Annotated in this window: 19 protein-coding genes and 2 pseudogenes; 11 read left to right on the forward strand and 10 right to left on the reverse strand. The window is 58.7% G+C overall.

The annotated features are described in order from the left end of the window. The first annotated feature begins 347 nt into the window (after positions 1-347). Positions 348-1,736 carry a dipeptidase gene (locus U0023_RS31340; RefSeq protein ID WP_009490373.1) on the forward strand — a complete coding sequence of 463 codons (1,389 nt, stop codon included), beginning with the start codon at positions 348-350 and terminating at the stop codon, positions 1,734-1,736. A 21-nt stretch (positions 1,737-1,757) separates the two neighbouring features. Here the strand turns inward: U0023_RS31340 and U0023_RS31345 are convergent. Continuing rightward, positions 1,758-2,526, reverse strand: a pseudogene (locus tag U0023_RS31345) (IS5 family transposase). Between the two features lie 381 nt (positions 2,527-2,907). On the opposite strand from U0023_RS31345, the gene U0023_RS31350 reads away from it, so the two are divergent. The 6 genes from U0023_RS31350 (at position 2,908) to U0023_RS31375 (ending at position 9,044) form a co-directional block, all read left to right on the forward strand. Next, complete coding sequence (locus tag U0023_RS31350) at positions 2,908-3,381, forward strand: tripartite tricarboxylate transporter TctB family protein (protein ID WP_052600468.1); 474 nt, start codon at positions 2,908-2,910, stop codon at positions 3,379-3,381. Further along, the gene (locus tag U0023_RS31355; RefSeq protein WP_009490369.1) at positions 3,378-4,883 is read left to right on the forward strand and encodes a tripartite tricarboxylate transporter permease; all 1,506 of its coding nucleotides are present in this window, start codon (positions 3,378-3,380) and stop codon (positions 4,881-4,883) included. Before U0023_RS31350 ends, U0023_RS31355 begins: the two co-directional genes overlap by 4 nt. Positions 4,884-5,028: 145 nt before the next feature. Beyond that, a complete protein-coding gene (locus U0023_RS31360; RefSeq protein WP_245272889.1) occupies positions 5,029-6,009 on the forward strand; it encodes a glutamate cyclase domain-containing protein in 981 nt (326 codons plus the stop codon). Then, a complete protein-coding gene (locus U0023_RS31365; RefSeq protein WP_009490367.1) occupies positions 6,006-6,986 on the forward strand; it encodes a Bug family tripartite tricarboxylate transporter substrate binding protein in 981 nt (326 codons plus the stop codon). The genes U0023_RS31360 and U0023_RS31365 overlap by 4 nt, the downstream gene beginning before the upstream one ends. Positions 6,987-7,090: 104 nt before the next feature. Then, positions 7,091-8,029, forward strand: coding sequence for a LysR family transcriptional regulator (locus U0023_RS31370; protein ID WP_083861332.1), 939 nt, complete (start codon positions 7,091-7,093; stop codon positions 8,027-8,029). Between the two features lie 547 nt (positions 8,030-8,576). Further along, positions 8,577-9,044, forward strand: coding sequence for a MucR family transcriptional regulator (locus tag U0023_RS31375; protein WP_009490365.1), 468 nt, complete (start codon positions 8,577-8,579; stop codon positions 9,042-9,044). 8 nt (positions 9,045-9,052) lie between these two features. On the opposite strand, the gene U0023_RS31380 is transcribed toward U0023_RS31375, so the two are convergent. Continuing rightward, positions 9,053-9,451 (reverse strand): thermonuclease family protein, encoded by a 399-nt coding sequence (locus tag U0023_RS31380; RefSeq protein WP_009490364.1) that lies wholly within the window; start codon positions 9,449-9,451, stop codon positions 9,053-9,055. A 181-nt stretch (positions 9,452-9,632) separates the two neighbouring features. Continuing rightward, entirely contained in the window at positions 9,633-9,932 is a 300-nt protein-coding gene (locus U0023_RS31385) for a hypothetical protein (RefSeq protein ID WP_009490363.1), read from the reverse strand. Positions 9,933-10,188: 256 nt separating this feature from the next. Here U0023_RS31385 and dinB point away from each other — a divergent pair, with 256 nt between their 5' ends. Both dinB and recA read left to right on the forward strand, forming a co-directional pair. Beyond that, positions 10,189-11,229, forward strand: a complete 1,041-nt coding sequence (gene dinB / locus U0023_RS31390; RefSeq protein WP_154660987.1) for a DNA polymerase IV — start codon at positions 10,189-10,191, stop codon at positions 11,227-11,229. 146 nt (positions 11,230-11,375) lie between these two features. Continuing rightward, complete coding sequence (gene recA / locus U0023_RS31395) at positions 11,376-12,419, forward strand: recombinase RecA (protein WP_009490361.1); 1,044 nt, start codon at positions 11,376-11,378, stop codon at positions 12,417-12,419. A 35-nt stretch (positions 12,420-12,454) separates the two neighbouring features. Here the strand turns inward: recA and U0023_RS31400 are convergent, their stop codons facing one another. The 7 genes and pseudogenes from U0023_RS31400 to U0023_RS31430 all read right to left on the reverse strand — a co-directional run bounded on the left by U0023_RS31400 (position 12,455) and on the right by U0023_RS31430 (position 19,459). Further along, positions 12,455-13,654, reverse strand: a complete 1,200-nt coding sequence (locus U0023_RS31400; RefSeq protein WP_195904169.1) for a GGDEF domain-containing protein — start codon at positions 13,652-13,654, stop codon at positions 12,455-12,457. 32 nt (positions 13,655-13,686) lie between these two features. After that, the gene (locus U0023_RS31405) at positions 13,687-15,030 is read right to left on the reverse strand and encodes a putative bifunctional diguanylate cyclase/phosphodiesterase (protein WP_245272888.1); all 1,344 of its coding nucleotides are present in this window, start codon (positions 15,028-15,030) and stop codon (positions 13,687-13,689) included. A 779-nt stretch (positions 15,031-15,809) separates the two neighbouring features. Beyond that, positions 15,810-16,643 carry an AraC family transcriptional regulator gene (locus tag U0023_RS31410; RefSeq protein ID WP_009490357.1) on the reverse strand — a complete coding sequence of 278 codons (834 nt, stop codon included), beginning with the start codon at positions 16,641-16,643 and terminating at the stop codon, positions 15,810-15,812. Further along, positions 16,613-17,041 (reverse strand): annotated as a pseudogene (locus tag U0023_RS31415) (hypothetical protein); the annotation flags it as partial. The gene U0023_RS31410 and the pseudogene U0023_RS31415, both read right to left, overlap by 31 nt. Positions 17,042-17,053: 12 nt before the next feature. After that, a complete protein-coding gene (locus U0023_RS31420; protein ID WP_009490353.1) occupies positions 17,054-17,275 on the reverse strand; it encodes a hypothetical protein in 222 nt (73 codons plus the stop codon). A gap of 293 nt (positions 17,276-17,568) precedes the next feature. Further along, positions 17,569-18,369: a DUF1194 domain-containing protein gene (locus U0023_RS31425; RefSeq protein WP_009490351.1), complete on the reverse strand. Its 801-nt coding sequence runs from the start codon at positions 18,367-18,369 to the stop codon at positions 17,569-17,571. 865 nt (positions 18,370-19,234) lie between these two features. Continuing rightward, positions 19,235-19,459 (reverse strand): hypothetical protein, encoded by a 225-nt coding sequence (locus U0023_RS31430; RefSeq protein ID WP_009490347.1) that lies wholly within the window; start codon positions 19,457-19,459, stop codon positions 19,235-19,237. 407 nt (positions 19,460-19,866) lie between these two features. On the opposite strand from U0023_RS31430, the gene U0023_RS31435 reads away from it, so the two are divergent. Together U0023_RS31435 and U0023_RS31440 are read left to right on the forward strand one after the other, a co-directional pair. After that, complete coding sequence (locus tag U0023_RS31435; RefSeq protein ID WP_009490345.1) at positions 19,867-21,012, forward strand: AI-2E family transporter; 1,146 nt, start codon at positions 19,867-19,869, stop codon at positions 21,010-21,012. A gap of 375 nt (positions 21,013-21,387) precedes the next feature. Next, a complete protein-coding gene (locus U0023_RS31440; protein WP_009490343.1) occupies positions 21,388-21,732 on the forward strand; it encodes a hypothetical protein in 345 nt (114 codons plus the stop codon). The last annotated feature ends 486 nt before the right edge of the window (positions 21,733-22,218 follow it).

Here is a 22,218-nt window from a genome sequence, read left to right on the forward strand (position 1 = left end):
AAGGTCTCATTCTGCACAGCCCAAGTCATTGATTTTCCTCACCGCGGAATTTTTCGTTGACGAGTACAGCGTAGTATTAGCCGTTAATGTGACATCCCCGATACCCCAACGATTCTCCCGCATCCGTTCCAGATTTGCGACACAGCCGACGTGATCCGGGTATCACCTCCAAATCAAAGGTGTAGAAACAGCAGATGTGTCGCGTTCTTACAACACAACTTAAACAAGCTTGACGATTCTATTTAGAGGTTGTTACCGGTACTGGCACCCTACCTGTGGACGAGAAGATGGTTCCAGAACAGTTCTCGCTCAGGCCCGAGATTGCATGCCACAAAGAGGAACCTTCCATGGCTGATCATCTCTCTGCCGTTCTTGACCATATCGATGCTGATCTGGACAAGAGCCTGGAGCGTCTCTTTGAGTTCATCCGCATTCCGAGTATTTCAACGGATCCCGCCTACAAAGAGGATTGCCGCCGAGCCGCGGAGTGGCTAACGGTGCAACTGCGAGAGTTGGGCTTTGTCGCGGCAACCCGCGCCACGCCAGGTCACCCGATGGTGGTTGGCCACCAGACCCAGGCAGCCAAAGGGCCACATGTGCTGTTCTACGGGCACTATGACGTACAGCCTGTCGATCCCGTGGAACTATGGAACACACCGCCTTTCGAGCCTACTCTGGTGGCTGCGCCGAATGGAGACACCTGGATTGTTGCGCGGGGTGCCTCAGATGACAAGGGCGCATTGATGACGTTCCTGGAAGCTTGCCGTGCCTGGAAGACGGTATCCGGCGAGTTGCCCATCCGTGTCTCTATCCTTTTCGAAGGGGAGGAGGAGTCCGGCAGTCCAAGTCTCAAGCCTTTCTTGGAGGCGAACAGCGACGAACTCTCCGCCGATGTTGCCCTCGTCTGCGACACTGATATGTGGGACGATGAAACGCCTGCCATCACCACCATGCTGCGGGGTTTAGTCGGGGAGGAGGTGGAGATCACCTGCGCCGACCGGGATCTTCATTCCGGGATGTTCGGGGCCGCGGCACGCAACCCAATCCATCTTCTGACCGAAATTCTTGCGACACTGCGCGATGCGGACGGACGCATCACCTTGCAAGGGTTCTACGATGACGTATCGGAACTGCCCAAGGCAGTGAAGGAGCAATGGGCCCGTCTGCCTTTTGATGAAGCCAGCTTCCTCAACCAGGTAGGCCTGAGCATCCCGGCAGGCGAGAAGGGGCGCGGTGTACTGGAGCAGATTTGGGCGCGCCCGACCTGTGAGATCAACGGCATCGTTGGCGGCTACATTGGCGAAGGCTTCAAAACGGTCATCCCGTCGAAAGCGTCGGCGAAGGTGTCGTTCCGCTTGGTGAGCGGGCAGAACCCCACGAAGATCCGTGAGGCTTTCCGGGATCATGTGCGCTCATACATGCCAGCTGATTGCACCGTCACCTTCAGGGACCATGGCGCCAGTCCGGCACTTAGCCTGCCGCTGGATGGCCCCTGGCTCAGGCCGGCCCTGGACGCCCTGACGGCGGAATGGGGCCGTGAAGCCACATTGGCTGGTACGGGCGGCTCCATTCCGATCGTGGGCGACTTCAAGCGCCTGCTCGGCATGGATGCACTCATGGTTGGTTTCGCCCGCTTCGACAATCGTGTTCATTCACCCAACGAGAAGTACGATCTGTCGAGTTTCCATCATGGCATTCGCTCGTGGGCACGGATCTTGGCGGCCTTTGCCCGGTAGGGTCATGAGTGCTACGGCCTGTTAGCGCTTGATCCAGTCGAGAGTGGCGGCGAGGCAGAGCACGCCCATGAAGGATCGGGCGGTCTTTTCATAGCGTGTTGCGACGGCTCGCCACTCTTTCAATCTGGCCCAGAGCCGCTCGACGACATTGCGATTGGTGTAGATCCAGTCCGGACAGGCGGCCAGCGCCTCATTGGACTTGGCCGGGATCGCCGGCTTCGTACCGAGGCTCCAGATGTGTTCGCGGAAGCTATGACTGGAGTAGCCGCGATCCGCCACGACCCAGCCCGGCACGTCGGCAGGCTGTTGAGAAGCGGAATGGCGTCAGGCAACTCGTGCGCTTGGCCCGGCGCGAGCCGAAACGCGATGGCGCGTCCGAGACCGTCGGCGATCACGCAAGCCTTGGTGCCATAGCCGCCACGAGAGCGGCCAAGTGCTTCACGATCGTCTCGTTGAGCTTGAGAGCCCCTTTTCGGCGCGCTCCTGCCGCCTTCTGGTGCGCCCGCACGCTGGTACCGTCGAGGAAGGTCATGCCGAGTTGGATCCCGCGCTCCTGCACCAGGCTGAGCAGGCGCTCCCAGACACCCAGACGCGCCCAGCGGATGAAGGTCTGAGCGGCACGCCACCAGGGGCCCAGGTCTGACGGCACAGCGCGCCACTTGGCGCCGTTCTCATGCCGCCAGAGGATCGCCTCGACCGTCCGACGCAGATCCTGCGGCGGCGTCTTGCCGTTCGGACGACACTGCTCCACCAGCGGCTCCAGCATCGCCCATTGTGCGTCCGTCAGCATGGCTCCTCCTCAAAAAGGATGAGCAAAACGCCTCCAAGCGCAAAAGGGTTCAAGTCATAACAGGCCGTAGTTCCTGCGGAAAAACTGCACATGCAAACGAGCCGCAAGTTGTGGAGCAGGTGTGTCCATAACGGCCGTTTCGCCCTCAGCACGGGCCGCCCTGGCCTGAAAAGCCCATAAACCGCAGAGGGAGCGAAGAAAACATGAGAGGGCTGCCTCAAAAACAGGCACTCCCCATAACACCAAGTCATAAGTTTATGCCACTTTTGTATTTGACGATATACCCCTGACTGCCGAACCTTGAAGCAGACTAAGGGCGACATGGCCGACTGTCTCAATAAGATAAGAAACCCAAGAGTTAACCCACGGAAGGAAGTCTGCATGAATAAAGCAAGATTATTACTGACATCTGCTAAATCCTCTGACTTGCTATGTGGCTGTTTATTCTTATTCATCGGAGTTATTGCAGCAATATACTCCATGAACTACCGCATTGGGTCCTCCTTCCAGCTCGGACCCGGCGCATTTCCGGTGATTGTCTCCATCCTTCTTGTCGTCGTTGGGGCAGCCCAGATCATCAGAGCTGTTTTTTCCGGTGGTGAAGCGGCCCTGCAGATCGATGTGAGAAGCATCAGCAGCATTGTCGGAGCCCTCGTATTTGCCGGGCTCACTGTAAAGGGGCTTGGGATCATCGTGGCAATCCCGGGGGCTGTCATTCTCAGCAGTCTAGCATCCGGATCAGCTCGCTTGCTGCCGACCCTGCTCATGGCCGCCTTCCTCACCGCCTTCGCCTATCTGGTGTTTGTCGTTGGTCTCGGCATTCAACTGTCGCTCCTGCCGGAAGCTCTACAATGACGATGTTTGCAAACCTTACCGCTGGCTTTGAGGCCGCTCTTAGCCTGCAGAATAGTCTCTTTTGCTTCATCGGCGTCACGCTCGGAACGGCAATTGGTGTCCTGCCAGGCCTGGGCCCCCTGGCAACGATCGCCATGCTCCTCCCACTCACCTATGCCCTTGAGCCGATATCAGCCCTGATTATGCTGTCCGGCATATATTACGGCGCTCAATATGGTGGGTCGACCACAGCAATCCTCGTGAACCTTCCCGGAGAGTCTGGATCCGTTGTGACTTGCATCGACGGCCATAAGATGGCTCTCAAGGGTCGCGCGGGCGCAGCTCTTGCAATTGCGGCTCTCGGATCCTTTTTTGCCGGCACAGTCGGAACATTGCTGATCGCAGCGTTTTCCCCTCATCTTGCTCAGTTCGCCTTATCGTTCGGCCCGCCAGAGTACTTCTCCCTCATGGTCCTTGGATTGGTTGCTGCGGTCGTTCTGGCATCCGGTGGCCTCCTAAAAGCAATCGGCATGATCTTGTTAGGGCTTCTCTTCGGCTGTGTCGGCACGGACGTCAGCAGTGGCGTTCCGCGCTTCACCTTTGGATCCCTGGACCTGGTTGACGGTTTTGAGTTCGCGGCTCTGGCAATGGGTCTGTTCGCGTTCAGCGATATCATGGTCAATGCACGAGGGAGTGAGGAGCGCCGACTGGTCACCAACAAAGTAGCCAGCCTTTGGCCAAACAAGCAGGAATTTCGTGAATCTTGGCCCGCGGTTCTGCGCGGAACGGCGTTGGGATCTATTCTAGGTCTCTTACCGGGCGGTGGTGCGACACTCTCATCATTCGCATCCTACATGATCGAAAAGAAGATCTCAAAAACACCAGAGGCCTTTGGCAAGGGCGCTCCAGCAGGTGTGGCGGCGCCAGAAGCGGCTAACAATGCAGGAGCGCAGTCCTCCTTCATTCCAATGCTGACCCTCGGCATCCCAAGTAACGGCGTCATGGCGATGATGATCGGGGCCATGATGATCCATAACATTGTGCCCGGTCCCGAGGTCATGACGCGCAATCCGCAATTGTTTTGGGGCCTCGTCGCATCGATGTGGATCGGCAATCTGATGCTGGTCGTGATAAACCTACCGTTGATCGGCATCTGGATTCGGTTCCTGCGGATCCCCTACTCTTACCTTTATCCAGCAATCCTGATCTTCTCAGTAATTGGGCTTTACTCCATCGATAATGATGTCTCGGCTATCCAGATGGGAGCCGCGTTTGGTCTCATCGGCTACGTGATGAACAGGCTGAGATGCGAGCCCGCCCCGCTCTTATTAGGGTTCATCTTGGGCCCAATGATGGAAGAGTACCTCCGCCGGTCCATGCTGCTTGCGCGAGGTGACGCTACCGTCTTCCTCACCCGGCCGCTCTCCGCAGCCATGCTGGCTCTGACAGCAATCCTGCTTGTGACCATTATTTCGCCGATGGCACGCAGCAAGAGAAAGGAAGCTTTCGCTGAGGCGAATTGAGACTTTACCTTCGTAACTGCATTGCGTCGTGACTGAACAATGTCCGTCGCCAATCCCAACCATCCAATCTGAGGCTCTTAGTATGCCAGACATTATGGGCGAATACGTCGACAGGCTTGTGACTGTCGAAATGAGAAATCGTGGAATGAACTACGGCATCGTTAAGCAGATCTACGATGCCGCGCGAGCCGAAGGTGGTGGTCGTCCGATCAGTGCTCGCGCGGCGGAGGCGCTCGTGAAGACTGTCAAACCCGGGGATGTCGTCTTCATCGTGACCGGTGCAGGCTATGCGCCTGAAGTGCCGAATGGCGAGAGTGATGGCCCGCCCGGAGCCGCATCCTTGGCCAGGGCCATCTATTGGGGCCTGAAAGCCGTTCCAGTGTTTGTCACTGAGGCCTGCCACGCTCCTCCGGTCATTGCCTCCGCAAAGGCGGCCGCCGTCATGGTGCGAGAATTCGAACTCGCTAAAAATCGCCGCATGGGAGGCGCTCTCATCACAGCACCCGAAGCGCGGGATAGGGCGCCTGACTGGGCAAAGGATATTATCGCTGAGTATAAGCCTGCCGCGGTCATCTCGATCGAACGCCTTGGGCCAAATGACCAGGGCATTGTCCACGGTTCGACAGGGGTCCCGAAGGACTGCGTTGATCTTGGTCACGTTTTCATCGAGGCTAAGAAACATGGCATTCTGACCATTGGAATCGGCGACAATGGAAATGAAATTGGCTTTGGTCGCATCTATAACTTTATGCGGGACTTCCACCCGTATGGGCGTGAATGTCAGTATCCCGGCGGCACCGGTGTCATCACGGTGATTGATACCGATTACTTTTTGCCAGCCTCCGTATCCAACTGGGGCGCCTACGGAATCGCCGCGATGGTGGCCTTTTATCTAAAAGACCAGGATGTTCTCCAGACACCTGAGATGGAGCGCAAGATTCTTGAAGCCTGTCTCGACGCGGGTGGGTGGGAGATGCGCTATTGTACCTCCCGCTTTATCGTCGATGGAACCGCGGGCGAAAGCTCGATGTCGATTGTCCAGCTGCTCCGGGATATGCTGCGCCTGAATCTTGCCGCGCCGGATCGGGGTCTTTCTCACGGTAAAATGAAGGAGCAGGCGCTATGAGGAGTCTTCTGAATAGATCCTTATCTGTGCTGGCGGTCGCTAGCGCGTTACTTGCCGTCCCGGCCCTGGCGGTGGATAGCTACCCGAGCCGCGCCATTCGCATTATCGTCCCCTATTCACCTGGAGGGCAGGGAGATATCACTGCAAGGCTTATTAGTGAAAAGCTTGCAACTAGCATCGGCAAGCCTGTAACGGTAGAAAACCGGGCTGGAGCCAATGGTATCATCGGGATTGATGCGCTGGCGAAGGCGGAGCCGAATGGATACACGATCGGAGTTGTCGTTGCTTCACATGCCCTGTCGCGTGCAATCGTACCGCAATTGCCCTACGATCCTGTCAAGGACTTTACGCCGATTACAACCACGGCTCTGACTCAAATGGCAATGGTGATCAGCCCAAAGTTGCCTGTGAGCACCGTTCAAGAGTTCATCGATTACGCGAAAAAGCACCCCGGGGAGCTCGCGTACAAATCGGCCGGCCCGGGCAGTAATTCGCATCTGTTCGGGGCTTGGTTCGCGGACGCGGCAGGGATCGAAATGATCCATGTTCCCTATAAGGGCAGCGGCGACTCGATGCCGGATCTCATGAGTGGGGTCGTGCAGATGGGCTTTGACACCCTTCCTGCTGTCCGCGGTCACGTTGATAGCAAGCAGATCAAAATGATCGCCGCTGGCGGGCCTGACCGTTCGTCGCAATACCCCAACGTGCCGACCGTTGAAGAAGCGGGTTTGAAAGGGTTTGCCGCGAACTCCTGGGGGATGGTCCTGGCTCCTAAAGGTACTCCAAAAGCCATTGTTGATCGATTGAACGCTGAGATAGGTGCCATCCTACGATCTGATGACGTGAAGGCCAAGTTCGAGACGATGGGCGCAACTGTCGTGGCCAACTCGCCTGCCGAGGCCGAAGCAATGCTGGAACGGGAGGAGGCTCTTTATACCGATCTCGTTAAGAGACTCGGCATCAGCATCACAAACTAGGAGCATAGGCTGGACGTGGTCTGATCAGTGGATTGATTTCCAAACCCAGCGGGTACGTAAACGTGTCTATTGCCTCCCGCTGGGCTCCCATCACATAGTAGCGAATGAGTCAAACTCAACGTCCCCTTAATGTCCGCCAACTCGAGGCCTTCCGGGCCGTGATGCTGACTGGAACGATGACAGGAGGAGGGCGTCTCCTGTCAATATCGCAGCCGGCCATCACGCGTCTCATCAGAGATCTCGAGCTTGAGCTCAAGCTGACCCTGTTTCGCCGAGACAAAACTCGTATTACGCCAACACGGGAAGCACGAGAGCTTTATCGCGAGGTCGAGCGGCATTTTGTAAGCACAGAACGCATTCGCGAAGCGGCTCTGGCAATTCGGCAATACAATGCAGGACAGATACGCGTGGCGGCCATTTTGGCTCTTTCAGTGTCCTGTACTCCGAAGGCAGTCGCGCGGTTCGCAAGCAGTTACCCAAACATGGTCATCTCGGTCCATAGTGGTGCATCAATCGATATTATCGATCTGGTTTTGAATGGCAGTGTCGATGTGGGCTTCGTTGCTATTCCTCCAGGCCATGACCAGCTTGATCATGAAGACGTTCCGTCATCAGAAGTTGTCTGCCTTCTGCCCCGTTGTCATCCATTAGCGGGTAAGAAGGTCATTCATCCGGAAGACCTTCATCGGCAGGATTTCGTAGCCTTGGGCCCAAGCAGCCTGATGCGGCTCGAACTGAACGCACTGCTGCAACTTGCAGGCTCAGAGCCTCGGGTGCGGGTTGAAAGTCTGTTTTCCTCAACTGTCACGGCCTATGTCAACCGGGGGCTCGGCATCGCAGTTGTAGATCCCCTGGCGGCAGCCCTTGCTGACCCCGAGACGACAGTGGTTCGAGCGTTTCGCCCAACCATTAAGTATACGCTCTCAGTCGTCTACCCGCCGCGCGCTGCCCGTTCTCCTCCCTTAGAGGATTTCGTGAATGTTTTTCTGCAAGCCTTGCGGGAGGAGATTGACTTTACTCAAGCCTTGATTGAGCAGTCCTGAGCGAATTGTCCGAGCCCTTGTTCCAAGAGCGTATTTGAGACATCACCTTGAGTCTCCCACGCCATGATCCTTATCGCCATGGACGGTGATCTCATCTGAGTAGGCGCACACACGTGAGTTTCCGATAGATATCGTTCGGGGTTTAGATTAGTCGCCATTTTTCGCCCTGAAACAGGTCCGTTGACCGCCAATCCAAAAACAGAGCAGATCCCGATTAGAACACCAACGCCACTGGCCCCCCAATCGCCTTGCTCTTCCAGATCAATTCTTCCAGAGCCGCCCCTGAAAAAATCAGCCCGGCGGGCTTGGAATAGAGCCCATTGGAAGATAAACGCCTTACGGGGTTTAACTGCCCCGCAATTTTAGGTGCCAAACTGGTCCGTTGACCGCAAGTCCAAGAACACAGCAGATCCCGGATAGAACACAAACGCTAATGGAAGATCCCAATAGCCTTTTGCTCCAGCCGGAGCCCCCTTTGAAGGTGGTCCTGTCTGAACCACCGGTCCTATAACCTCCGGACTGCTCAGAACCAGAAGCGAGCTACTCTATGAACACCCCTGAAGTCGCCACCACACCGACGAGCAACGATCTTATTCAGATGACGGCACATGTCGTGACGGCCTACGTGGCGCACAATTCCCTGGTCCGGCAGGACATTCCGTCCTTGATCGAGAACGTGCACAAGGCGTTCGTCAAGATCCAAGGCGGGCCTGAGGAGATCAAGATTGCAGAGCCTCTGCAGCCTCGGATGCCGATCAAGAAGACGATCACGCCGGACTACCTGATCAGCCTGGAGGATGGCCGCCAGTATCGCACCCTGAAGCGGCACCTGAGGGGACTGGGCCTGACGCCGGACGGATACCGCGTCAAATGGGGTCTGCCTCACGACTATCCGATGGTCGCGCCGAACTATTCTCAGCAACGTTCTGAGATGGCGAAGACCATGGGTCTTGGCGCCCAGCGGAAGAAACCTGCAAAGAAGGCGGGCCGTCGCCCCGCTGCGGCATCGGCGTAAGGAACGGGTCAGGTCCAGCGTTTGGCATGACCAGCGCGGACAAGGAGGCGGCCCAGGTCAGAGCCGTCGATTGCGATACGGGCGAGGGTTCTCCCGTATCGATCCTTACTCTTCCTGCGGATGGTGGCAAAACGGGCCCGGTCGATCGTCTCCCGGAGGAACTCGGTCGCGGCAACAGCCCTGGTGAGCTCTTTACGGGACCGCGGGCGCCGGAGTTCAGGCGCATCCACGTTCTGCAAGCGGATCTTTTCTGAGACGGATCGTTCCGGCGCGATGATCCACACGGTGTCACCGTCGATCACACAGAGATCTCGTGGATTGATGGTCTGCTTTGCAGAGTACCGGATCCAGTTCCACACCAGGTAGACGAACAGGAGAGCGAGGGCCGCCGAAACAAGAAGGCTCATGGAACTCCTGAGGCGATAACTTGCGTGGAGACGGACGAGGCAGAGCGGGCTAAGACCCGTCTGATCCGCTCGAGGTGGCGGGCTCCAAGCCGCATCCAAATGGCGGATGCGGATGTAGACGCGGCGGCTCATGTATCCGGCAGCCTGAGCTGCGGTTTTGCGCCGCTCCTCCTTGCGTACCTTACGTGGATCGATGGTGCGGATGAGGGAGATCGGCCCGAAGTCCTGCCCCGCGGCGGGTGAGGGTGTCGTGGAGGCCTTTCTCGCCGCTTGGCGTGATCACCATGCAGGTGATCCTTTTCCGGCCGCCGCTGGGCTGCCTGGTGCGGCGCAGGTGTCCGAGCTTCAGAAGATCCTCGACGTGTGAGGTGACGGCATAGGCCCATTTGACCTGAACGGCGAAGCCCGCGTCTCCGCGGGAGGCCGCAAGGCGGAGGTATGCCGTGCATATGGCAAGGCCCTTATGCTTGTCAGCGGACATCGGACGCTCCTGAAATTTCGGGGATTGATCGAAAGCGATCTCAAGAATAGGGGCCCCATAGGAAACAGGTGGAAATTCTGGGCAGGTAGTACAAATGAAGAACAGGCAATGCTATTACTAGGGCGGCCTGATAGTCTGTATCCATTTCGTGGGGACCACGTTGGACATCACCCTCGATCCAGTCATTGCTCATCCAAAGCCGGAGGAAGCCGCACTTGGAACGGTCGCGGGCGACCGGCGCGTGATACATTGTGACATGGATGCATTCTTCGCCAGCGTGGAGCAGCGTGACAATCCAGACCTCCGTGGGAAGCCTGTAGCGGTGGGCGGCTCAAGAGAGCGGGGTGTCGTGGCGGCTGCGAGCTATGAGGCTCGCCGCTTTGGTGTCCATTCGGCAATGCCTTCGGTCACCGCGCGCCGCAAGTGTGCTGATCTGATCTTCGTGAAACCACGCTTCGACGTCTACAAGCAGGTTTCCCTGCAGATCCGCGAGATCTTCCATGAGTACACGCCCCTGGTGGAGCCGCTCTCGCTGGACGAGGCGTATCTTGATGTTACCGAGAACCTGAAGGGTATTCCCTATGCAACCCAGGTTGCACGTGAGATCCGAGCGAAGATCTTTCAGGAGACAGGGCTGACTGCTTCGGTTGGTATATCATACCAGAAATTCCTGGCGAAGATGGCGTCGGATCAGCGTAAGCCCAACGGCATGTTCGTGATCACGCCGGAGATGGGGCCGGCGTTTATGGAGCAACTCCCCATCCAGAAGTTTCATGGGATCGGTCCGGCGACGGCTGCGAAGTTCAACAGGCTTGGTATTTTCACTGGGCTTGATTTGAAAGGACGCTCGCTTGAGTTTCTCCAGGAGCGGTTCGGCAAGGCAGGGAGCTATTATTACTGGCTCGCCCAGGGCGTCGATCATCGTCCCGTGTGCCCAGACCGGATCCGGAAGTCTGTGGGGGCCGAAAACACGTTCTCGAACGATCTAACGGAATTGGAAGCGATGAAGACGGCGCTCCAGCCGATCATCGACAAAGTCTGGCGGCATTGCGATCAAACGGGGGTGCGGGGCCGTACGGTGACGCTTAAGGTCAAGTATGCGGATTTTCACCAGATCACCCGCAGCCGAACGCTGTCAGGCATGGTAGAGGGCAGGGAAGCGCTCGAGGCTGCGTCGTTTGAACTTCTGTCGGCTTTGGTTCCCTTTCCCAAGCCGGTTCGGCTCCTTGGGGTCTCCCTCTCCACCTTGAATACAGATGAAGAATCCGAACCCCCGCAGTTATCGCTGGCCCTCTGAGCCGCACGGAGTTGCTGAGCTCAATGTGAGGTCGCAGCTAAGCTTTGTCCCCGACAAAGTGGCGCAGTTCTCGATTTGTTCTGGTCATTCGCCTCGGATCAGGATAGGGTCCTGCAATCCCAAAAATCAGGACGTGCGGAGCCTTTATGAGCTTGGATAAGAACAAGGCGATCGAAACAGCAGTCGCGCAGATCGAACGCGCCTTCGGCAAAGGCGCAATCATGCGCCTGGGCGGCGATCAGGTTGTGGAGGTTGAGACAATCTCGACTGGCTCGCTTGGACTCGATATTGCCCTGGGTGTCGGTGGCCTGCCGAAGGGCCGCATCATCGAGATTTATGGGCCGGAGTCGTCGGGCAAGACCACGCTCACGCTTCACGCCATTGCCGAGGCCCAGAAGAAGGGCGGCGTTTGCGCCTTTATCGACGCTGAGCATGCGCTCGACCCGGTCTATGCCCGCAAGCTGGGTGTCAATCTCGACGATCTCATTGTGTCCCAGCCGGATCATGGCGAGCAGGCGCTGGAGATTGCCGATACGATGGTGCGCTCCGGCGCAATCGACGTCGTGATCATCGATTCCGTCGCGGCCCTGACCCCGAAGGCCGAAATCGAGGGCGAGATGGGCGAGAGCCGCCCTGGCCTCCAGGCCCGTCTGATGAGCCAGGCGCTGCGAAAGCTGACTGGCTCCATCCACCGGACGAACACGCTGGTGATTTTCATCAACCAGATCCGCATGAAGATCGGCGTGACGTACGGCTCCCCTGAGACGACGACGGGCGGCAACGCCCTGAAGTTCTACGCCTCGGTGCGCCTGGATATCCGCCGCACGTCGACTCTGAAGGATCGCGACGAGCCGATTGGCAACCAGGTGCGCGTGAAGGTCGTCAAGAACAAGGTGGCTCCGCCCTTCAAGCAGGTCGAGTTCGACATCATGTTCGGTGAGGGCATCTCGAAGATGGGCGAGCTCATCGATCTCGGCGTCAAGGCTGGGGTGGTCGAGAAGTCGGGCGCCTGGTTCTCCTACGATAGCCAGCGTCTCGGGCAGGGCCGCGAAAACTCCAAGACCTTCCTAAAGGAGAACCCGGAGATCGCGGCCCAGATCGAGGGCAAGATCCGCGAGAATGCGGGCCTGCTCATGCATGATCTTCAAGCCAACGATACGGGCGATGCCGCAGCCGATGATGCAGCGTAATGGAACAGGCAGGTTCGCAAGGACCGGCCTTTTTCTTAAGCGACCTGTTGATCCGGCAGGGTGACAACGTCGAACGAGCGATAGCGTCCTCTGCCTTCCGATTTCGCCTGATACAAGGCTTTGTCCGCGCCTCGCATAATCTCGTCGTGGGTCAATCCGGGATCCTTCGCCATGAAGATCCCGATACTTGTTCCGATTGTAATCTCCTGGCGATCCAGTCCAATTGGTGCACTGATCGCCGCGATGATCCGCTGCGAGATTGTCTCGGCAATATTAACCGACACAGGATCTCTGAGCAGGATGGCGAACTCATCGCCGCCAAGACGGGCAGGGACGTCATTGGCCCGGACCGTGTTCTGAAGACGCTTCGCGACGATCCGAAGCAATTCATCACCGGTCGCGTGGCCGAGCTTGTCGTTGACCTGCTTGAATCCGTCTAGATCCAGATACAAGACCGTCAACGGCTCGCCCTGAGTGCGGAGCTTGTCGAGGTCTGCGTCCAAACACTGGCGGAACAGAACCCGATTGGCCAACCCCGTCAGGGCATCATGGTGGGCCAAGTGGGTCAGGTTCTTGGCCAGATCCTGAACCTCGTCATGGGCATCCTCCAACAAGTCGTTCTGCCGCTTCATGAAGGCAATCAGTCCGAAGCCGCAGAGGATCATTCCGATCATCATGAGGGTGAAAGTGCGATGCAAACCCATAAGGGCAACATGATTATCGGTAATCAAGTCGGCGACATATTGGTTTGCCGTACCCACGAGATGCGGCAAGATCATTGCGATTGGCGCAAGTATCGTTGCGGCTTGAGAAGGCGCGCCCGGCTTCTCGATACCGTAAATGAATGGCTCTGCAGCCCTGCGGATCTCATCGAGACGATCAGCAGCCGCCTTTGTGTCTTCCTTGCTTTGGATGAAGGAACCGAAGTTGCCGTCCTTCAGCATAGTGAAGCGGCTTTGGACGATGTCAAACCTGAGAATGACATCGTCGGCAGTCACGCCGCTGTCGCCGGTACGATAAGCGAGAAGGGAATGCTGAAGGCGGAAGAATTCGGCCTCGGCCTTATTCGCGACCCACGCGACGTCCAGGCGCGAAACTCGTGCCATTTTATCCTGGCGGTCGGCAATGAGCCATAGGAGGCAGGCGGCCGCGATGATGCAGCCGGCTCCGAGGATCACCAGGACAACCTTGAGCCTGTTGAGAGATCGCGCCCGGTTGGGCGCCTTCTTGCTCATTGCTATCATTGCTCTGAGGCCACCGATGATCATTAGACTGCCGCTTCGCTGACAATGCGGAGGCGAGCGCTCGGCAGCGGAATGACATTCTCGAAGACCAGGGGTCCAATATCACTGGCAGGGACAGGAGCGCCCAGGAGGTAGCCCTGCGCGTCGGTGAACCCCTCATTGATCAGGAATCGGAGCTCGTCCGCTGTCTCAACACCTTCGGCGATGACGGGCAGGCCGAGACCATCACACAGCAAGCGCACGGCCCGGACGATCGCGGCCGCCTGCTTATTGGCATGAACCGCCTTGATGAACGATCGATCGATCTTGATCTTGTCGAGCGGAAACTCCCGCACATTCGACAAGGAGGAATAGCCGGTTCCGAAATCGTCCATGGCTATGGTGACGCCCAGCGCCTTGACCCTCTTGAGCGTTTGGCGGGCTCGACTTGGATCACTGATGAGGGCTGTCTCAGTAACCTCGATCTCGAGGCGCTGTGGCGACAAGTTGGTATCTGCCAGAATGCTCTGAACCAACTCGGCGAGGCCCTCATCAATGAGCTGCCGGGTAGAAACATTGACTGCGATCGTGAGTGGTCGGGTCCAGCTTGCCGCCTCGCGGCAGGCTGTGCGCAGGACCCATTCGCCTAAGGTTAGGATAAGGTTGCTCTCCTCGGCAATCGGTATGAAGAGCCCAGGCGGGACGTCACCACGGACGGGATGCTTCCACCGCAACAGCGCCTCAAAGCCCGTGACCTCCCCCGTGCCGATCTTCGCCTGGGGCTGGTAGACAAGGTAGAGTTGATCGTCCTGAAGCGCTTGGCGGAGATCCTGTTCGATCGTCCGGCGCTCGCGCAGTTTGTCGCCCATCGTTGTATCGAAGAAGCGGCAGGACCCGCTCGATTCCTCCTTGACCCGGTGAAGAGCAGTATCGGCGCATGAGAGCAACTCGGCCCGGTCACCGGCATCGGTTGGATACAAGGCGACGCCGATGCTCACGGATACGGACCCGGGAAGGTCTTTGACCTGAAGGCCAGCTGCGACGGCTCTCTGCAGCCGCTCTGCAAGGATTCGGACTTCTGTCGGGCTTTCAATATCAGGCATGAGAACCGCAAACTCGTCACCGCCAAGCCGTGCAAGGATTTGCCCGCGGCTCAGGACTGTCGTCAGCTTGCTGGCAACATCCCGAAGAGTGTGGTCGCCGGTCGTATGACCATAAAGATCGTTAATGTCCTTGAAGCCGTCGATGTCGAGGCAAAGGATTGCCAGCTGTTCGTTCCTGGCCTGATGGGCGGAGATTTCACGATCGAGCCTGTCAATGAAGTTGGCCCGGTTCTCAAGGCCCGTCACAAGATCACGGGTCCGGTTCCAGCGGTCCCGGATGCTCATGCCTGCGCCTATCCCGGTGAGAACGACACCCGTGACGAAGGCCAGAAGGGTTAAGCTGATGCCAAATCCATCCGGAGGAGGGGGCGCCACCACTCTGGTTGCGACCCAGTAGGTCGACCATAGGCCGAAGAGAGCAGCCGCGATTGCCACACCTTTGAGCACAAATCGCTTGGAGCCCCGGATCTTGCCTGCCTGTGTCCACTGATGAACGCACGTAAGACAGGCAACAGCAAGGGTCGCAACCTCCATCGCAATCAAGAGAGCAGATCGCTCTGTGAAGACAAACTCAGAAACGGTCAGCATAGGACGCTCGCGTTAACCTCCGAGCTTCAGCTGTCACAAAGTGCTTGAACTCGAACCAGATTAAAATGTCGATGGTGATATCGATATACCGGGTTCACACCGGTATGGCGGGGCGGCATCATGCCTTTGGATCGGTCCCAGACGAGTGAACATCCAATCCGCCATAGGAAAGTCAAATCAAGACCTTCACTGCCGTGACTTTATATTCGGATTCAGGCTAACTACAATCGGCCGGAAGCGTTTTAAGCACCAGGGTTAATCGGCAGCCTGAACGATCAAAACCTTTGTTTGGTGCATAGAATCTTTAAAGGGCGGAGCGCATGCCTGATTTCTCACGGTATTCGGCAGCCAACCGCTGAGCAAGTAACTGATCCGAAAAGCTTATCGCCCGCCCGGGGCAGCCAGAAACTGGTCGGGGCGGGCACGGCGGCGAGTTCTTTGAAGCTCGGCCATAGCTGCAAATGCAGCAGTGACTATCATTGCTTGATTGGAATCCAGATTTCGACCTCGCCAGAACCGCTCCCGGGATCGAAGCGCTCGTCATAGCGCTCGAAGTCTGGCGCATCCGCCACCTCAAGTCCCGACCCCGGCAGGTACTTGTTCCAGATCGAGTAGACCGTGCTGCGGATCGTGGAAATGTGCCCCCGGTGCGTGAACACGGCATAGCGCTGGGTGGCAATGCGGATGCGGCTCAACTCCTCAGGGATGTCGGAAAAGTCGGAGACCTCGACACCGCAGATGTACTCGAAGCTGCCCGCATCATCGCAGTTGCAACAAACCCCGTAGGTCGTCCAGCCGACCTGCTCGGGGACGCTACCGATGTAGGGGCTAAAGCGCTGCCACTGGGCGGGAATGCCCTCGTTCGTCTCAAAGGTATAGCGGCCGCTAAGACCGGCGATCAGCAGCGCCCGACCGTCTTCCATACGCGGGGCTTCCAGATTGACGAGAAGTGCCTGATCCATCCTGATTGGCTCCACAAGTTCAAGGTTGTCGAGATGACCCTGGGCTCGCACGCATTCGGGCGTGAGGCCGAACTGATCGCGAAAGGCCCGGGTGAAAGCCTCGTGGGAGCCATAACCCGCATCGAGGGCTACCGACAGAATATCTGGCGCACCCTTGGAAAGCACCCGAGCGGCCTCGGTGAGTCGGCGGCTGCGGAGATAACCCATGACGGTGCGGCCAGTTGCGAGCCCAAAGGCCCGCGACAGGTGAAAGCGAGAGACGCCGCTCACCTCCGCGATATCGGGCAACGAAATCGATTGCGCGAAGCGGCTCTCGATCAGCCACAGGGCTTTGCCGACAGGGTCCATGTCCTCTCCCACGAAGTCCTTCCCGTTATGGCCGATTTCTGAAGCGTGCACTTGATCAGCCTTGCGCGTGCAGTGCGGTTGCCCATAGGAGGGGTACATGCGTTGGCCTGCGCCAGAATGGAGCCGGAAGGGCGCCATCCAGACATGACGGTGCCCTCGCGTGTCCGCTCATCCCGGCGGATGTGGTCGAGCGTCTGCGCCACCGTCCACGTGGTCGGCACGCTGACGAACTCGGTGGTCATGATGCTGCCGGCGCTGTCCGGAGGGGAGGACAGGAGGCGCAGGACCGCGAGCCTCGTCTCGTCATCGAGGCGATCCAGCAGCGCTGAGCGACTGGGCTCCTCAAGGCCGCGGAAGACCTCGGCGACCCGGTCAGCGGACATGCCGGACAGGAGGTCCGTCGCCCGCTCCTACGGCAGGATCGCGATCAGTTCGGCGGACGATTCCAGTTCCGGCTGGTTGAGGACCTCGACCGCTCGGTCAAGCGGCAGGCGGGCGAGCACCTCCGAGGCAACCTCAGTGAGCTGCTCGTTCAGGATCTCGGCAGTGTTGGCGACGTGTGCGTCGGCCAGCTCCGCCGCAAGGACGGCGGGATCACGAACGACCTCGGTTGTGTTGGTGTTGTCCTGCATGGCTCATCTCTTGTCCGACCAGCCGTCACGGGCCGGTCGCGGGCGAGCCGATCAAGCGATCAGGCGTTCGCGCAGGCCGGTGACGGCACAGGCAATCGACTGTGACTGTCGCTTGGCATGGGGTTCATGGTTCCTGTGGGGCTGCTGCCGGGCCGAAGTGGGACGGCAACGTCTTGCAGGCATGCGCCTCCCTGGGGCGGCGGTCAACCAGAGGAACATGGCCACGTAATCGAGGCGAACGCGCTGCCCGTTCGGTCCGTTCGGGGCGGCGACACGCAGCCGGGTGCGCCCTGCTATTCGCCCGCCGGCCTCCTGGGACGGGGAACTCCCGCAGGGCAATCCGCGGACGTCGTGATTTGGGCCCGTTGGACGAACGTTTCAGGGATCCGAAGGTCAGAGACCTCACGCACGATCTTGGTCCGGATCGCCTCAAGAAACTGACGCCGCTCGCGGATCGGGATCATAAAGGCCCCCGCACCGCCGATGACGCAGTCGCGGTAGTACAGGTCGAGATCCGGGATGTCCCATGGCCCGCGGGGCTGCTCCAGCATGATCGGCAGGCCGTTGATCGTGGTCCCCAGACTGACGGCCTCGTCGCGGGCCTCCGTTACGGGCCGGCCCTGGTTGTTCGGCCCGTCACCTGAGATGTCGATGACTCGGCGAGCAGGATCGACGCCGCTCTCGCGCAGCAGCCCGAGGCTGAAGTCGATCACCCCGGAGATGGACGTGTACCCCGCGCGGTGGATCGGACTCTGTATCAGGTGCTCGGCGAACCCAAGCGCATCCTCGGGCTGCTCGATCACCGTCCAGGGGACGAGCACCTGTTGTTCCTCTGTTCCGGACCACTCCACATAGGTCACGGCAATGCGTCCGAGCAAACCCTGGCGGATCGCCTGCTGAACCTCCGGGGAGCGTAAGGCCTCGACATAGCCCTGCCGCTGCAAGTCCTGCTCGTCGGTCTCCATGGACTGGGAGATGTCGACTGCCAGCACGAGGGCGAGATCGACCCCGGGTTTACCCTCGGCACCCCAGGCCCCCGAAACCGCCAGGATGAGAGCCAGAGGAACTACAAGGCCACGCATGATGCCGATCATTCAAAGCTCCCGTTCAGACGTTCGAGGCTATGGCTCAGGTCAGCAGGAAAATGGGACGATTGTACGTTGGCCGCCGAGGCAGGAGGATAGAGCGGCCCATGGCACGGCCACCGGGACATGATAAGGCGGGACTGCGTAGCCCAACACCTGATTGCCTTGGCGGAAGCCCTCGATGTGGCTGAGCAGCCGGAGATGGCGGGAAACCGGCATGGCGTGGGCTTGAGGTTCAGGGTTCGGGGCCTCTTCCTCCGGACACAGGCCATGTCCTCAGTTGGCACACGGGCTAGGTCGCCCGATGCAGTCCTTCCGCCTGATCGGTTTGGGTCCAAGGCTCGTCGCTTAGAAGGATATCACCGGCACAGCCGCTACGGCGAACGCCATCACGGCGGTGGAGACCCGGCCGAGCACTCGCAGCCAATTACGCACGGAAAAACGGCCCCGGACGTCGGCCGGGAGGCAATCAGCATCGTGCCCGCCATCACCGAAACAGCGTTCACGCCGTTGAGCACGGCCGCCCAACACAGCGCCTTAACCGGGTCTATCCTGGCGAAGTTGATCGTCATGCCGACTAGGTGGCCAGCGCGACGGCGCCGTAGAAGGCCTTGGCTTCCTGAGGGCGGCGGGCGAAGGCCACCGACCACTTACGCGCCTCACCGACAAGGGGACGGCCGAACCCGTCAGCACTGGGACGGCAAGCCGGCCCGTGCCGATGATCCCGAGGGAGAACGCCTCGAAGGAGCTTAGGCGTCCTGGTCCAGCGTCAGACCACGCTCAGAGCCTCCCAGAGCAGGTCGCGAGAAGGGCGCAAAGGACGATAAACTCCAGGGCAGCAGGCCGCACGAGATCGCCCCGGACTTCCCCCCGCTTATTGCGGCGGCTTTTGATTTTGATTCTGTTGCTGCTGTTCGTTCTTGGTGGCCTCATGGTGCCCGATGGCACATCCGGCCAAGGCACCAGTCTTGCCGTGCCCAGCCATGTGGCCTGCCACGCCCCCGACGATAGCCCCCTTGATGCAACCCTTGGCTTGGGCTGAACTAGCTCCCGCCAGCGTGGCGATAACAAGAAGGCTGGAGAGGAGAATTTGTTTCATGGCGTTCCTCTGTGACTTTGGAGATCTAGGCCAACAACGTTTCTACAACCAGTTCCGTTCAGGCGAAGCGACCGTGTTGGGCCCGCGCAAGATCATCAGTTCTTGATCATCCCCTAGAGGAAGAATGCACGGGAGGCACGCGCGCGAGAGTCTACATCCCTTTGCCGAGGCCTCCCGGAGACTTGGCGCTCCCGTGCGACCTGACTGGCACGGTCACGGCGGGCTTCCAGCCCTTGCCAGCGCATGATCTCGACCGATGCGCCCGCCAGGCGGCAACTGCATTTGTCATGGCGTGATCGACGGCTTCAGACCGGAGCACCATATTCAATAGTAGTTTCCCATGTTGGTCGGTTTTGCGTTTGTCCGCCGCCTATAGCATGATCGAACCTCTCCGACCCGGAGTGCCGATGAAACTGAATTCGCCCCAATCCATTGCAATAATTGTGCTGGCGTTGGCGCTCCTCATCGCCGCGATCTGGACCCTACAGTCCTTTCTTCCAGCCTTGGTCTGGGCCGCAATCTTTGCCATTGCCATATGGCCACTTTCCGAACGTCTTCAGACATACTGGGGCGGACGCTCGGACACTACGGTACCGCTTCTCCTTACGGCAGCCATCGGTATGATCTTCATGGTGCCACTGTTTCTCGTGGTGCTGCAGGCAAGCCACGAGGCAAGTGACGTCATTCGATGGCTTCACGCAGCGGAAGCATCTGGTCTTCCTGCACCGTATTGGCTGACCCGGCTGCCTTTGGGGGTACAGGCGGCCACGTGGTGGACCCAAACTCTTGGCCATCCCTTTCAGGCTTCTCAACTCGTGGCCCATCTCCACGAAGGTTCGTCGCTTCTGATGGCGCGAGAGCTCGGAACACAGGTTGCACACCGGGCAGTCTTGTTCGTATTCACGCTGCTGACGCTCTTTTTCCTGCTGCGTGGCGGGGAGAAGCTCACCCTTGAGATGCGTCGGGCGAGCGGACGGATATTCGGTCCGCACGGAGAGAGGCTCGCCTGTCAGATGATTGCCTCCGTTCGTGCAACTCTGAGTGGGCTCGTGCTCGTCGGACTTGGTGAAGGCCTCCTGCTCGGCATTGCCTATTGGATTGCGGGCGTTCCGCATCCAGTGCTGCTCGGCCTTTTCACGGCGATTGCAGCCACGATCCCGTTCGGAGCACCGATCGTGTTCGGCTTGGCCGCACTGATCCAGCTGGCCCAAGGGGCTGTTACGGCAGCTATCGGGATCGTAATCTTCGGGCTTGTCGTGCTTGCCATAGCCGATCACCTGATCCGGCCTCTTCTGATCGGAGGAACGACGAAACTGCCCTTCATCTGGGTGCTGTTCAGCATTCTGGGCGGCGTGGAAACCTGGGGCTTTCTGGGTCTTTTCGTTGGTCCCGCCATCATGGCGAGCCTCATCCTGCTCTGGCGGGAACTGGCGGCGGCTCCGACCGCTTCCACGAATGGTCATGACAAGCGGCCTCCCTCAGCCGTCCAGCATGTCGCCAACGAAACCCAGCCCCTGCGCACGAGCTTTCGCGTACCGACCTCGGAGCCGTAAGGGTGCTGTTAGATCTAAGCCTATGAAATGCGCCACATGCGACGGACCCGGCCAAGCTTATTATAGAGAGGTGAGATGGGGGATGTCATATTAACGGCGAATACTACCCTGTACTCGTCAAGGAAAAATCTCGCAGTGAGAAAAATCAACGACTTGGGCTGTGCAACGACTGTCCTTGTCGGTCAGCCCAAGGACTATACTCAGTTAATGTGACATCTCCCATTTCCAGGCTCACCCGGGGCGCGCCGGCGAGTGGGTGTGGGGGCTTGAGCGGCAGCCGGCGGTGTTCTCGGTAGCCAACAACTGCAAAGATCCCGCCTATAATCGATAGCGGGAGCCGAGGCGCCCACCGTCACGACCGCTGGAGACACTTCTATGGTTCAGGAGCGTGAAGATCTTATCCGACACGCCGTCCAGCGGGTCATCAGTGTACTTGCGGAAGAGCACAGTACGGTTGGCGCGGGTGGTCTGTTCGAGCTTGCCTATCCGCTTGTGGCCGCGGACGTGCCCGACGCCGCTCCGGAGGAGATCAAGGTTGCTTTTGCCGCGGTGTGGGGTATCGCTCCTGTGGATCGAACCCTGTACGAGCAGGTGCTTGCCGTCTGTGACCGGCACGCGCCGGGTGAGGACGAAACCATCGTCCAAATCCTTCACCGGGCATCAAGAGGTGGTGACGTCGAAGCGATGTGTCTCCTCGCCCTGGTGAAGAGCGCTCGTTGACCGCATCACCTCTCCGTTGCTCGTCTTGGACTCCACTGAACCATCCGCTCTGATCGTAAGCACCGGCTCTGGGACCTTATGTCAGGCAACCTCGTGCAGGCTCACTGGGTAGGGGTGCTACGACTGTGAGAAACCGGACAGCTTCCTATAATGTCAGATGGCACCGCATCGGGATGCACCGACCTCCTGTTCGCTGGCAATTCGACTTGGTCAGATGCGTCTCATTAGCCGGAGTGGCATAGATGCCCAGACTTTCCGTTGCGGCTGGCTCCTTCTGATTCGACATCCCCAATGAAAAATCGCCGCTGGAAGAGCTACAACGCGGGTCCAGATGGCAGCGTTTGGCACGGGGAAGGCGAAAGCCGAACCTCCATAGTTACCGGGTAAGCTGACCTTCACAGGCCCATGCCAACGGCTCAGTTTGACCCGAAGCCGACTCCAGCGGCAAAGCTAAGCCTGGCGATTAAGCAGATATGGAGTATCGTT

The sequence above is a fragment of the Microvirga lotononidis genome (assembly GCF_034627025.1).
Taxonomy (GTDB): Bacteria; Pseudomonadota; Alphaproteobacteria; order Rhizobiales; family Beijerinckiaceae; genus Microvirga; species Microvirga lotononidis.

Excerpts from the sequence above, each read along its gene's own strand:
- U0023_RS31385 (WP_009490363.1), bottom strand. The coding sequence starts at position 9,932 with ATGTCCGCTGACAAGCATAAGGGCCTTGCCATATGCACGGCATACCTC.
- U0023_RS31420 (WP_009490353.1), bottom strand. The coding sequence starts at position 17,275 with ATGCAGGACAACACCAACACAACCGAGGTCGTTCGTGATCCCGCCGTC.
- U0023_RS31360 (WP_245272889.1), top strand. The coding sequence starts at position 5,029 with ATGAACTACGGCATCGTTAAGCAGATCTACGATGCCGCGCGAGCCGAA.
- U0023_RS31355 (WP_009490369.1), top strand. The coding sequence starts at position 3,378 with ATGACGATGTTTGCAAACCTTACCGCTGGCTTTGAGGCCGCTCTTAGC.
- dinB (WP_154660987.1), top strand. The coding sequence starts at position 10,189 with ATGGATGCATTCTTCGCCAGCGTGGAGCAGCGTGACAATCCAGACCTC.
- U0023_RS31405 (WP_245272888.1), bottom strand. The coding sequence starts at position 15,030 with ATGAGCATCCGGGACCGCTGGAACCGGACCCGTGATCTTGTGACGGGC.
- U0023_RS31430 (WP_009490347.1), bottom strand. The coding sequence starts at position 19,459 with ATGAAACAAATTCTCCTCTCCAGCCTTCTTGTTATCGCCACGCTGGCG.
- U0023_RS31410 (WP_009490357.1), bottom strand. The coding sequence starts at position 16,643 with ATGGACCCTGTCGGCAAAGCCCTGTGGCTGATCGAGAGCCGCTTCGCG.
- U0023_RS31370 (WP_083861332.1), top strand. The coding sequence starts at position 7,091 with ATGAGTCAAACTCAACGTCCCCTTAATGTCCGCCAACTCGAGGCCTTC.
- U0023_RS31380 (WP_009490364.1), bottom strand. The coding sequence starts at position 9,451 with ATGAGCCTTCTTGTTTCGGCGGCCCTCGCTCTCCTGTTCGTCTACCTG.
- U0023_RS31440 (WP_009490343.1), top strand. The coding sequence starts at position 21,388 with ATGGTTCAGGAGCGTGAAGATCTTATCCGACACGCCGTCCAGCGGGTC.
- U0023_RS31435 (WP_009490345.1), top strand. The coding sequence starts at position 19,867 with ATGAAACTGAATTCGCCCCAATCCATTGCAATAATTGTGCTGGCGTTG.
- U0023_RS31340 (WP_009490373.1), top strand. The coding sequence starts at position 348 with ATGGCTGATCATCTCTCTGCCGTTCTTGACCATATCGATGCTGATCTG.
- U0023_RS31375 (WP_009490365.1), top strand. The coding sequence starts at position 8,577 with ATGAACACCCCTGAAGTCGCCACCACACCGACGAGCAACGATCTTATT.
- recA (WP_009490361.1), top strand. The coding sequence starts at position 11,376 with ATGAGCTTGGATAAGAACAAGGCGATCGAAACAGCAGTCGCGCAGATC.
- U0023_RS31350 (WP_052600468.1), top strand. The coding sequence starts at position 2,908 with ATGAATAAAGCAAGATTATTACTGACATCTGCTAAATCCTCTGACTTG.
- U0023_RS31365 (WP_009490367.1), top strand. The coding sequence starts at position 6,006 with ATGAGGAGTCTTCTGAATAGATCCTTATCTGTGCTGGCGGTCGCTAGC.
- U0023_RS31425 (WP_009490351.1), bottom strand. The coding sequence starts at position 18,369 with ATGATCGGCATCATGCGTGGCCTTGTAGTTCCTCTGGCTCTCATCCTG.
- U0023_RS31400 (WP_195904169.1), bottom strand. The coding sequence starts at position 13,654 with ATGAGCAAGAAGGCGCCCAACCGGGCGCGATCTCTCAACAGGCTCAAG.